The following is an 11,688-nucleotide window of genomic DNA, read 5'->3' as shown; positions in this document are numbered from 1 at the left end:
CGAAGAATGACCGACACCCCGCAAGACATCCCGCCGCACGACGAGAACCGCCTGATCGCCGAGCGCCGCGCCAAGCTCGCCGCGCTGCGTGCGAAGGGCAACGCGTTCCCGAACGACTTCCGCCGCGCCGACTACGCCGGCGATGTGCAGTCGACGTACGCCAACGCCGAAACCTGGACCGCCGAGGCGCTCGCGGAGAAACCGCACCGCGTCGTGCTGGCGGGCCGCGTGCTGCTCAAGCGCGACATGGGCAAGTCGGGCTTCGCGCAGGTGCAGGACGAATCGGGCCGCATCCAGTTGTGGCTGAAGCAGGACGTGCTGGGCGTCGACGCGTACGCCACGTTCAAGGACCTCGACCTCGGCGACATCGTCGCGGTGGAAGGCGAGCTCACGCGCACGCGCACCGGCGAGTTGTCTGTGCGCGCCGAGACGCTGCGGTTGCTGACCAAGGCGCTGCGCCCGCTGCCGGACAAGTTCCATGGCATGGCCGACGTCGAGCAGCGCTATCGCCAGCGTTACGTCGACCTCATCGTCTCGCCCGAATCGCGCGAAGTCTTCGTCAAGCGCTCGCAGGTGATCGCCGCGATCCGCCGCTGGCTGGATGCGCGCCGCTTCCTGGAAGTGGAGACGCCGATGATGCATTACATCGTCGGTGGCGCCACGGCCAAGCCGTTCACCACGCACCACAACGCGCTGGATCTCGATCTGTTCCTGCGCGTGGCGCCGGAGCTGTACCTCAAGCGCCTGGTCGTCGGCGGCTTCGAGCGCGTGTACGAGATCAACCGCAACTTCCGCAACGAAGGCGTCAGCACGCGGCACAACCCGGAGTTCACGATGCTCGAGTTGTACGAGGCCTACGCCACGTACGACGAGATCATGGACCTCACCGAAGACATGATCCGCAACGCCGCGCAGGAAGCCATCGGCACCACCGCGCTGACGTGGGAAGGCAACGCGATCGACCTGGGCCCGCGCTTCCGTCGCTGGCGCCTGGAAGAAGCGGTGCGCGAACTCAACCCGCACATCACGGTCGCCGACTGCCGCGACCGCGCCGCGCTCGTGCGCCATTGCGAAGCGCTGCGCATCCCGGTCAAGGCCAACGATGGCTGGGGCAAGCTGCTGCTCGAAATCTTCGAGAAGACGGTGGAAGCCGGGCTCACGCAGCCCACGTTCATCACGCACTACCCGGTGGAAGTCTCGCCGCTCGCGCGCGAGTCCGACACCGAGCCGGGCATCACCGACCGCTTCGAACTGTTCGTCGGTGGCAAGGAACTGGCGAACGGTTTCTCCGAGCTCAACGATCCGGAAGACCAGGCCGCGCGGTTCCGCGCGCAAGTCGAGGCGAAGGAAGGCGGCGACGACGAAGCGATGCATTTCGACGCCGACTACATCCGCGCGCTCGAAGTGGGCCTGCCGCCCACCGGCGGGCTGGGCGTCGGCATCGATCGCCTCGTCATGCTGCTGACGGATTCGGCGTCGATCCGCGACGTGCTGCTGTTCCCGTACATGCGGCCCGAAGCGCACGGCGGCTGATCGATCGCCGCCGCGCGTGTGAAGGCCGGATCAAGCCGTCGTTGCCGTTGTTCCAGGGCATGACGCCCCCGGCGCAGTCCGACATCCGACGCTCGCGCGTGGCGCTCCCGGGGGAAGCCATCCTCCGGGGTCCCGCGGGCGACTGGCACGCGCCACTCGAAGACCTCTCGGTGACGGGGCTCTCCATGCCCCGTCCGGCGGGCCATGGCCTTGCGCTGGGGCAGGCGGTGGAAGTCGAACTGGTCGCCGGACCGCCGGGCGTGGCGCTGCAACTGCAGTTGCTGGCCCGCGTGGCCCGGTCCGACGCGCGCGGGGTGGGGCTGCACTTCGCCCCGATGCCCGACCGCCTGGAGATGGCCTTGCAGCGCCTGCTGACCCGGTTCGGCACCGTCCGGGACGGCGGAGACGACGACGAGGAGGCGTGTTGAGCGCGCCCCAACGTGAAAGCCAGCGGAATCGCTGCGGACGCCATCCCGGTTCGCAAGCAGAAACAGTGCTCCCGCTCGACACGGCGGGGTATGCTCCGGGCCAACGCCGGGGAGGGATTCCAGGGGGCGCCATCTCATGCGGGTGAATGAAGTGAACGTGGTCATCGTCGACGACCAGACATCGGCGCGAACGATGCTGCGGCACATCCTCGAGGACATCGGTCCCGAGCTGGCCGTGCACGACTTCGGCGACCCGAACGCCGCCCTGGCCTGGTGCGAGAGCAACCGCCCGGACCTGCTGCTGCTCGATTACCGCATGCCGGGCATGGACGGGCTGGAGTTCGCCCGCCGCTTCCGCCGCCCGCCGGTGCACCGCGACGTGCCGATCGTGCTGGTCACGGTGGTGGGCGACGAGCCCGTCCGCCAGGCCGCGCTCGAGGCCGGCGTCATCGATTTCCTGGTCAAGCCGGTGCGCCCGCGCGAACTGCGTGCGCGCTGCCGCAACCTGCTGCACCTGCGCCAGCAGGCCGAGACCGTCAAGCAACGCGCGCTCTCGCTCGAACAGCGATTGCTGTCGAGCATGAACGAAGTCGAGGAACGCGAACGCGAGACGCTGTCGCGCCTGGCGCGCGCGATCGAATACCGCGACATCGGCACCAGCGCCTACCTCGAGCGCATGGCGCACGTCGCCGGCCTGATCGCCGAAGGCCTCGGGCTCACCGAAGACGAAGCGCGCCTGATCGAACTCGCCGCGCCCCTGCACGACATGGGCAAGATCGCGATCCCCGATGCGATCCTGCTCAAGCCGGGTCCGCTCACGGAGCAGGAGACGACGATCATGCGTCGCCATCCGCGCATCGGGCACGAGCTGCTCAGCGGCAGCCAGAGCCGTTTCATCCAGACCGGCGCCACGGTCGCGCTGCGCCACCACGAGCGCTACGACGGCAGCGGCTATCCCGACGGCCTGGTGGGCGAAGCGATCCCGCTGGAGGCGCGCATCGTTGCCGTGGCCGACGTGTTCGACGCGCTGATCTCGCCGCGCCCGTACAAGGACGCCTGGACCATCGACGCGGCACTGGCCTACCTCTACGCGCAACGCGGTCGCCTGTTCGACCCGCGTTGCGTGGAAGCGCTGATGCGCTCGCGCGATCGCCTGGACGACATCTGCCAGCGCTTCTCCACCACCAGTTCGCGGCCCGCACTGGAAGCCTGATGCAGGCGCTGACCGCCCTCCGGCAGCGATTGACCAACCGGCCCGACAGCGAGCACGGACAGGCCCTCGTACGCCTGGCGGTGTTGTCGGTGGTGCTCGCGTACCTGATGGTGCGCGGCCCGGATCCGACGAGCCCGATCGCCGAATACCACGACGTGCTGATCATGGTCGCCACCGGGTTCGCGGTGGGGCTGGGCATCGTGGTGTCGATCCTCGTGCGGCCGGGCGTGTCGCACGTGCGCCGCGCGATCGGCATGGTGTCCGACTACGGCCTGATGGGCCTGGCGATGATCCGCATGGGCGAACCGCTCGCGTGGGTCTACGTCATCCTGATGTGGGTCACCGTCGGCAACGGCCTGCGCTTCGGCAACCGGTACCTGTACCTCGCGGTGCTTGGCGCCACCACCAGCTTCGGCGCCACGCTGGTCTTCAACGATTACTGGCACGCCAACCGCACGCTGGGCCTGGGTTTGCTGCTCGGCCTGGTCGCAGTGCCGCTGTACCTGTCGGGCCTGCTGCGCGCGTTGACGCGCGCCACCGAGGAAGCGCGCCGCGCCAACGAAGCCAAGAGCACGTTCCTGGCGAACATGAGCCACGAGTTCCGCACGCCGCTCAACGGCCTGGCGGGCATGTCGGAACTGCTCGCCACCACGCGCCTGGACAGCGAACAGCGCGAATGCCTCAACACGATCCAGGCCTCCACGCGCTCGCTGCTGTCGCTGGTCGAGGACGTGCTGGACATCTCGGCGATCGAGGCGGGCAAGCTCAAGCTGCACACGGTCGAGTTCTCGCTGCACGAACTGCTCGGCAACATCGGCGCGATCCTGCAGCCCACCGCGCGCAACAAGCGCATCGACTACATCCTCAAGGTCGCGCCCGACGTGCCCGAACGCCTGGTCGGCGACGCCGGCCACGTGCGTCAGGTGCTGATCAACCTGGCGGGCAACGCGATCAAGTTCACCGACGAAGGCTCGGTGAAGCTCGACGTCGCGCTCGCGCACGCCGAAGACCACAAGGTGCGCCTGCGCTTCACCGTGATCGATACCGGCATCGGCATCCCGGCCGCGGCGCGCGCGCGGTTGTTCGAAGCCTTCGAGCAGGCCGACGCCAGCCTGTCGCGCCGTTACGGCGGCACGGGCCTGGGCACCACGATCGCCAAGGGCCTGACCGAAGCGATGGGCGGCAGCATCGGCTTCGAGAGCTCGGAAATGCGGGGCAGCCGCTTCTGGGTGGAACTGCCGTTCGACCTCGTGCCGTTCGTGGCGCAACCGGTCGGCGTGCCGCGCGAAGCCGAAGCACCGTCGCCGGCGCCGGTGTCCTACGGCAACGAGACGGGCGCCAACGTCATCGCGTTCGGCGATCCGTTCCTGCGCCACCGCGCGCGCGTGCGCACGCTGGACTTGCTGATCGCCGACGACCACGCCGCCAACCGCATGGTGCTGCAGCGCCTGCTGCAGAAGGCGGGGCACCGCGTGGTGAGCGTGGACGATGGCGAACAGGTGCTCGACGCGCTGGCCGCCAACAGCTTCGATGCGGCGATCGTCGACCTGCACATGCCCGGCGTCAGCGGCCTGGACCTGCTGCGCGAATTGCGCGTCATGGAAGCCGGCGGCGGCAAGCGCACGCCGGTGATCGTGCTCACCGCCGACGTCACGCCCGAAGCGATCCAGCAATGCGCGCAGGCCGGTGCCCGCGCGTTCCTGCCCAAGCCCATCGTGGCGGCGCGCCTGCTCGATACCCTGGCCGAGGTGGCCACGAGCGGGCAGGCCTCGTCCACCACGGCCGCGAACGCACGCGTGGAATTGCCGATGGGCGAGGACGACTTCGATCCGGGCGTGCTCGAGGAACTCGGATCGCTCGGCATGGGTGAATCGTTCGTGCGCGAATTCATCCAGCAATGCCTGCGGGACGCCGAGGCGTGCCTGGCGTCGCTGGAGAAATCCGGCGAAGCCGGCGAATGGGCGCAGGTCCGCGACCACGCGCACGCGCTGAAGGGCGTGTCGAGCAACCTGGGCCTGGTGCGGCTGGCCGCGGCCAGCAGCGAATGGATGCGGCTGCCGGAATGGCAGCTCACGCGGGAATGGCGCGCGCGGTTCGCGGTGTTGCGCGAACGCATGGCGCAGGGGCGCGCAGCGCTGGACGCGCGCGGACACAAAGCCGCGCGCGACAACGAAAACGGCTGACGCCTGCATTACGCAGGCGGGTCTTTCCTACAGCAGTTCCACATCGATCCCGACTGACGTTACGCGGCCACTTCCGCCCCGGAGCGACGTTCCTGCGCGCGGACGATGCGGTCCATGGTCTTGAGCGAGCGATCGCCCAGCGCCAGCGCCGTATCCACCCACACTTCGGTGATGCCCATCAGCTCGTCGTAGCCCACCGGCTGCGCGATCGCGCGGCACTGGTTGAGCGCCAGGTGCGCATGCGGCGAACGCTGCTGGTTGCGGATGAGGTCCTGCACCGCGGAGGCGCCTTCGCCCTTCGGCACGAGGATGTCGACCACGCCCATCTTGTGCAGTTCGTCGGAGGAATAGATCTCGCCGCTGAGGATCATCTTTTCGGCCAGTTGCGGCGACACGCGCTTGCAGAGGAACGAATAGGCGCCCATGCCCGGGAACAGACCGAACAGCACTTCCGGCAGGCCCATGCCCACGCCTTGCTCGGCCACGATGGTGTGGCAGGACAGCGCGAGTTCCATGCCGCCGCCGAGCGCGTCGCCCTGGACCAGCGCGATGGTGCGGACGTCGCCGCCCAGGCCCGTGTGGAAGTGGTGCACGCCGTCGATGCACTTGCGTGCGTAACCGAGCAGCTGTTCGCGGTTGTTGTCGCGGATGAGGCGGGCAAACAGTTCGAGGTCGCCGCCGAGGTTGAACGCGGGGGCGTCCGAGGCGAGCACGACATGGCGCATGACGCCCGGGCGGCGCTGGTTCTTGGTCAGCGTGATGCTGTTCAGGAAGCGCCACATTTCGTCCATGAGTTCCGTACGGAAACAAGGACGAATGCCGGTGCCGGCGTCTGCGTGCATGTACAGCCAATGACTGGCGCCGCTCGGTTCGGATTCCACACGCATGGTGGGAAAGCGGGAGCTGCGCTGCAGCTTCTCGATGTTGCTCATGGTCGTTCCCCTTGGGAACCCGTCCGCGAACAGGGGTGGGCAGCGGGCGGGCAATAGCCCACGTGGGGGATGCTACACCCCGGCTGGCGCGAGGACCGAGTGAAAATGCAAGCGTTTACAGTCACGGGGCGACGAGCGGTCACCCCATGATTCGGTCACTGGAAACCGATGCAAGAATCAGGCCGCGGGCGTGGGTCCGCGCAGTTCGCGACGCAGGATCTTGCCCACGTTGGTCTTCGGCAGCTCGGTGCGGAACTCCACGTACTTCGGCTGCTTGTAGCCGGTGAGGTTTTCCTTGGCGTGCGCCTTGACCTCTTCGGCGGTGAGGTTGGGGTCCTTGCGGACGATGACCACCTTGACCGCCTCGCCGGACTTCTCGTCCGGCACGCCGACCGCGCCGACTTCCAGGACCCCGGGAAGCATCGCGATCACGTCTTCCACTTCGTTGGGATAAACATTGAAGCCGGACACCAGGATCATGTCCTTCTTCCGGTCCACGATGTAGAAGAAACCCTTCTCGTCCATCTTCGCCATGTCGCCGGTGTGCAGCCAGCCTTCGGCGTCCATGACGTTGGCCGTTTCGTCCGGCCGCTGCCAGTAGCCCTTCATGACCTGCGGGCCCTTGATGCACAGCTCGCCGACTTCGCCCTGGGCGACGCGGTTGCCGGATTCGTCCTTCAGGCACGCATCGGTGGACGGGACGGGCAGGCCGATCGAGCCGTTGTACTCGGCCAGGTCCATCGGGTTGATGCACGCGGCGGGCGAGGTTTCGGTCAGGCCGTAGGCCTCGACCAGGGTGACGCCGGTGATCTTCTTCCAGCGCTCGGCCACCGCGCGCTGCACGGCCATGCCGCCGCCGAGGGTGAGGTGCAGGCGCGAGAAGTCGATCGAGTCGAAGCCCGGCGTGTTGAGCAACCCGTTGAACAGCGTGTTGACGCCGGTGATGGCGGTGAAGGGGACTTTCTTGAGTTCCTTCACGAACGCGGGCATGTCGCGCGGATTGGTGATCAGGTAATTGAGGCCGCCGAACTTCATGAAGACCAGGCCGTTCGCCGTCAACGCGAAGATGTGGTACAGCGGCAACGCGGTGATGATCAATTCTTCGCCATAGCGCACGTTGGTGCCGATCCACGCCGCGGCCTGCTGCATGTTGGCCACGAGGTTGCGGTGCGTGAGCATCGCGCCCTTCGCAACGCCGGTGGTGCCGCCGGTGTACTGCAGGAAGGCGAGGTCTTCGGCATCGATGGCCACCTGCGGCAGCGGATGCATCTGGCCGAGGGTGAGCGCATCGCGGAAGCGGATGGCGCCCGGCAGCGAATAGTCCGGCACCATCTTCTTGACGTGGCGCAGCACGAAATTGACCAGCGGGCCCTTCGGGAAACCGAGCATGTCGCCCAGGCCCGTGGTGACCACCTGGCGCACCTGCGTTTCCGCAAGCACTTCCTGGACGACGGCGCCGAAGTTGTCGAGCACGACCAGCACGCTGGCGCCGGAGTCTTCAAGCTGGTGCTTGAGCTCGCGTGCCGTGTACATCGGATTGGTGTTGACGACGGTGAGGCCCGCGCGCAGCACGCCGAAGGTGGCGATGGGGTACTGCAGGCAGTTGGGCATCATGATCGCGACGCGATCGCCCTTCTTGAGCTTGAGCTCGCCCAGCAGGTAGGCGGCGAACTGCTGGCTGAGGCGATCGATCTCGGCGTAGGTGATCACCTTGCCGAGGTTGGCGAACGCGGGCCGGTCGCGGAATTTCTCCAGCGAGGACTGCAGCACGGAGACGATCGACGGGAATTCGTCGACATCGATCTCCGCGGGCACGCCCTGCGGATAACTGGACAGCCACGGACGTTCAACCTGCATGCTGCGATCTCCCCGGGATCTACTGCTGACGGTGCCGGAAGGCGCAGGAAAATCCGCTGCCGTACGGTCGCGGCCGATTGGAGCATAGGCACTACAGGCTGGCAAGGCGCTGGATTAGCCTTGCCGGCAGCCTCCGGGAGATTGCGATGCCAGCTGTCCTGCGCACCTTGTTGATCGCATTGTCGCTCGCCGTCGCCATCGCGGGGTGCAAGCGCGATGCCCCGGAAGTCGCATTGCGGCGCGACATCGCAACGATGCAGTCGGCGATCGAAGCGCGCGATGCCGGCGCGCTGGCCGACGGGCTCGCGGACGATTTCATCGGACCCGACGGGATGGATCGCACGCAGGCCAAGCGGTTCGCGCAGGTGATCTTCCTGCGCAACCGCACGGTGGGCGCGACGTTCGGCCCAATGGACATCGCGATGCAAGGGGAGGGCGCCACGGTGAAGTTCACCGCGGCGGTGACCGGCGGCGCGGGCGGCCTGCTGCCCGATTCGGGCCAGGTGTTCGATGTCACCACCGGCTGGCGCAGGGTGGGCGGCGACTGGAAGCTGGTGAGCGCGGAGTGGGCGCCGAAGTCCTGAAACGAAAAAGGCGGCCGGAGCCGCCTTTCCCGATCTTGCGTGCGTTGGCTTACGCCGCTTTCTTGGACGCCAGCTGGCGCAGCACGTAATGCAGGATGCCGCCGTTGCGGAAGTACTCGACTTCCTTCGGCGTCAGCAGCAGCACGCGCACGTCGAAGCGCTTCTCGCCATCGGGGCCGCGCGCGACGACGGTGGCGGTGCGCGCCTTGCCGTCGTCCAGGCCGGTGATGTCGAACGTCTCGGCGCCGGTGAGGCCCAGCGACTTCGCGTTCTGGCCGTCCATGAACTGCAACGGCAGCACGCCCATGCCGACCAGGTTGGAGCGGTGGATGCGCTCGAAGCTTTCGGCCACCACGGCCTTGACGCCCAGCAGGTTGGTGCCCTTGGCCGCCCAGTCGCGCGACGAACCGGTGCCGTATTCCTTGCCCGCGAACACCACCAGCGGCACGCCGTCGGCCTTGTACTTCATCGCCGCGTCGTAGATGGCGAGCTTTTCGCCTTCCGCGCCGCGCTTGTCGAAGTACAGCGTGTTGCCGCCTTCTTCGCCGCCGAACATCAGGTTCTTGATGCGGATGTTGGCGAAGGTGCCGCGCACCATGACGTCGTCGTTGCCGCGGCGCGAACCGTAGCTGTTGAAGTCCGCCGGCTGCACGCCGCGTTCCTGCAGGAAGCGGCCCGCCGGCGAATCCTTCTTGATGTTGCCGGCCGGCGAGATGTGGTCGGTGGTGATCGAATCACCGAACAGGCCGAGCACGCGCGCGCCGTGGATGTCGGCGATGTGGCCGACTTCCATCGTCATGCCGTCGAAGTACGGCGGATTCTTGATGTAGGTCGACTTTGCGTCCCACGCGTACGCCGCGCCATCGGGCGAAGCGATCTGGTTCCAGCGCGAATCGCCCTTGAACACGTCGGCGTAGTTCTGCGCGAACAGTTCCGGGCCCACGGTGGCGGCGATGGTGTCGCCGATTTCCTTGTTGGTCGGCCACAGGTCGCGCAGGAAGACGTCCTTGCCGTCCGGCGTGCGGCCGAGCGGTTCCTTCGTCATGTCGATGTCCACCGTGCCGGCGAGCGCGTAGGCGACCACCAGCGGCGGGGAGGCGAGGTAGTTCATCTTCACTTCGGGATGCACGCGGCCTTCGAAGTTCCGGTTGCCCGACAACACCGAACCGACGACCAGTTCGTTCTCCGCGATGCCGCGCGAGACTTCGTCCGGCAGCGGGCCGGAGTTGCCGATGCACGTGGTGCAGCCATAGCCGACGACGAAGAAGCCGAGCTTCTCCAGGTCTGCCAGCACGCCGGCCTTCTTGAGGTAATCGGTGACCACCAGCGAACCCGGGCCGAGCGAAGTCTTCACCCACGGCTTGACCTTCAGGCCCAGCTTCACCGCGTTGCGCGCGAGCAGGCCCGCACCCAGCATCACCGCCGGGTTGGACGTGTTGGTGCACGAGGTGATCGCGGCGATGACCACGGAGCCGTCGGTAAGTTCGCAATCCTGGTCCTGGATGCGGATCTTCGACTTCGGGCTGGCGGCGAGGTGTTCGGCCTGCGGCTGGTCGCCGCCCTCGGCGTCCATGCGCACGAGTTCGTTCTTCTTCGCGCCGCGCGTGGCGGTGAGGCCTTCGAGGTTGGCGTGGAAGTTGTCCTTCACCTTCTCGAGCAGCACGCGGTCCTGCGGACGCTTCGGGCCGGCGAGCGAGGGCTTGACGTCGCCGAGGTCCAGCTCGAGCGTGGCCGAGTACGTGGCGTGCGGCGTGGCCGCGTCGTGCCACATGCCCTGCGCCTTCGCGTAAGCCTCGACGAGCGCGATCTGTTCTTCGCTGCGGCCCGACAGGCGCATGTAGGTGAGCGCTTCGTTGTCGATCGGGAAGATGCCGCACGTCGCGCCGTATTCCGGCGCCATGTTGGCGATCGTCGCGCGGTCGGCGAGCGGCAGGTGCTGCAGGCCGTCGCCGTAGAACTCGACGAACTTGCCGACCACGCCGAGCGCGCGGAGCATCTGCGTCACGGTGAGCACGAGGTCGGTGGCGGTGGTGCCTTCCGGCAGCTTGCCCGTCAGCTTGAAGCCGACGACCTGCGGGATGAGCATCGAGGACGGCTGGCCGAGCATCGCCGCCTCCGCTTCGATGCCGCCGACGCCCCAGCCCAGCACGCCGATGCCGTTGATCATCGTGGTGTGCGAGTCGGTGCCGAACACGGTGTCCGGGAACGCCTGCAGTTCGGTCGTGCCGTCGATGTTGGTGACTTCGCGTTCCACCACCACGCGCGCCAGGTTCTCGAGGTTCACCTGGTGCACGATGCCGGTGTTGGGCGGCACCACCTTGAAGTTGCGCAGCGCCTTCTGGCCCCAGCGCAGGAAGCTGTAACGCTCCAGGTTGCGCTCGAATTCGATCTTGCCGTTGAGTTCCAGCGCATCGGCGCGGCCGAACACGTCGACCTGCACCGAGTGGTCGATGACCAGTTCCGACGGGATCAGCGGGTTGATGCGGTTGGCGTCGCCGCCGAGCTTGGTGACGGCGTCGCGCATCGCGGCCAGGTCGACCACGCACGGCACGCCGGTGAAGTCCTGCAGCACCACGCGCGCGGGCATGAATGCGATTTCGGTTTCGTCGTCGCCCTTGGCGTCCCACGTCGCGACCGCTTCGATGTGTTCGGCGGTGACGGTCACGCCGTCTTCGTGGCGCAGCAGATTCTCGAGGAGGATCTTCATCGAGTAGGGCAGCTTCGACAGGTCGAAGCGCGGCGACAGGCGCGGCAGGCTGTAATACGTCAGCGACTTGCCGTTGACGTCGAGTTGGGCGCGGGTGGCGAAGGAGTCGGCCATGCGTGGGGCTCCGTGGGGCGTGCGAGTGGGGGCGGCCTGCGATCCGCGGGAAAACCACGGAAAGGGCGTCGCTGAGCCCGCGAATTATGCCGGATCGAACCGTCGGTTCCCAAATTTGGGTTTACGCGCGGTCCCCG

General features: G+C 67.3%; 8 protein-coding genes. 5 read left to right on the top strand and 3 right to left on the bottom strand.

Annotated elements, in window-relative coordinates:
• Positions 1-6 precede the first annotated feature (6 nt).
• The 4 genes from lysS (at position 7) to LYSHEL_RS14510 (ending at position 5,357) form a co-directional block, all read left to right on the top strand.
• A complete protein-coding gene (gene lysS, locus LYSHEL_RS14525; protein WP_213434759.1) occupies positions 7-1,533 on the top strand; it encodes a lysine--tRNA ligase in 1,527 nt (508 codons plus the stop codon).
• 41 nt (positions 1,534-1,574) lie between these two features.
• Positions 1,575-1,961, top strand: a complete 387-nt coding sequence (locus tag LYSHEL_RS14520; protein ID WP_213434758.1) for a PilZ domain-containing protein — start codon at positions 1,575-1,577, stop codon at positions 1,959-1,961.
• A 136-nt stretch (positions 1,962-2,097) separates the two neighbouring features.
• Positions 2,098-3,174: a cyclic di-GMP phosphodiesterase response regulator RpfG gene (rpfG, locus tag LYSHEL_RS14515; protein WP_213434757.1), complete on the top strand. Its 1,077-nt coding sequence runs from the start codon at positions 2,098-2,100 to the stop codon at positions 3,172-3,174.
• Positions 3,174-5,357, top strand: coding sequence for a response regulator (locus LYSHEL_RS14510; RefSeq protein ID WP_213434756.1), 2,184 nt, complete (start codon positions 3,174-3,176; stop codon positions 5,355-5,357). The genes rpfG and LYSHEL_RS14510 overlap by 1 nt, the downstream gene beginning before the upstream one ends.
• A 59-nt stretch (positions 5,358-5,416) precedes the next feature.
• Here LYSHEL_RS14510 and LYSHEL_RS14505 read toward each other — a convergent pair whose 3' ends face one another.
• Complete coding sequence (locus LYSHEL_RS14505) at positions 5,417-6,289, bottom strand: crotonase/enoyl-CoA hydratase family protein (RefSeq protein ID WP_213434755.1); 873 nt, start codon at positions 6,287-6,289, stop codon at positions 5,417-5,419.
• 177 nt (positions 6,290-6,466) lie between these two features.
• Positions 6,467-8,146 carry a long-chain fatty acid--CoA ligase gene (locus tag LYSHEL_RS14500; RefSeq protein ID WP_213434754.1) on the bottom strand — a complete coding sequence of 560 codons (1,680 nt, stop codon included), beginning with the start codon at positions 8,144-8,146 and terminating at the stop codon, positions 6,467-6,469.
• A gap of 146 nt (positions 8,147-8,292) precedes the next feature.
• Here LYSHEL_RS14500 and LYSHEL_RS14495 point away from each other — a divergent pair, with 146 nt between their 5' ends.
• Positions 8,293-8,730 (top strand): nuclear transport factor 2 family protein, encoded by a 438-nt coding sequence (locus LYSHEL_RS14495; protein ID WP_213434753.1) that lies wholly within the window; start codon positions 8,293-8,295, stop codon positions 8,728-8,730.
• Between the two features lie 49 nt (positions 8,731-8,779).
• Here LYSHEL_RS14495 and acnA read toward each other — a convergent pair whose 3' ends face one another.
• Entirely contained in the window at positions 8,780-11,551 is a 2,772-nt protein-coding gene (gene acnA / locus LYSHEL_RS14490) for an aconitate hydratase AcnA (RefSeq protein ID WP_213434752.1), read from the bottom strand.
• Positions 11,552-11,688: the final 137 nt, after the last annotated feature.

This window comes from Lysobacter helvus (assembly GCF_018406645.1).
GTDB lineage: Bacteria > Pseudomonadota > Gammaproteobacteria > Xanthomonadales > Xanthomonadaceae > Noviluteimonas > Noviluteimonas caseinilytica.
The sequence above is the reverse complement of the archived record's forward strand: the minus strand, read 5'-3'. Positions and strand labels throughout refer to the sequence as shown.

Bases quoted from the DNA above. Each gene is read 5' to 3' on its own strand.
- LYSHEL_RS14505 (WP_213434755.1), bottom strand. From the start codon at position 6,289: ATGAGCAACATCGAGAAGCTGCAGCGCAGCTCCCGCTTTCCCACCATG.
- LYSHEL_RS14495 (WP_213434753.1), top strand. From the start codon at position 8,293: ATGCCAGCTGTCCTGCGCACCTTGTTGATCGCATTGTCGCTCGCCGTC.
- LYSHEL_RS14500 (WP_213434754.1), bottom strand. From the start codon at position 8,146: ATGCAGGTTGAACGTCCGTGGCTGTCCAGTTATCCGCAGGGCGTGCCC.
- LYSHEL_RS14510 (WP_213434756.1), top strand. From the start codon at position 3,174: ATGCAGGCGCTGACCGCCCTCCGGCAGCGATTGACCAACCGGCCCGAC.
- rpfG (WP_213434757.1), top strand. From the start codon at position 2,098: ATGCGGGTGAATGAAGTGAACGTGGTCATCGTCGACGACCAGACATCG.
- acnA (WP_213434752.1), bottom strand. From the start codon at position 11,551: ATGGCCGACTCCTTCGCCACCCGCGCCCAACTCGACGTCAACGGCAAG.
- lysS (WP_213434759.1), top strand. From the start codon at position 7: ATGACCGACACCCCGCAAGACATCCCGCCGCACGACGAGAACCGCCTG.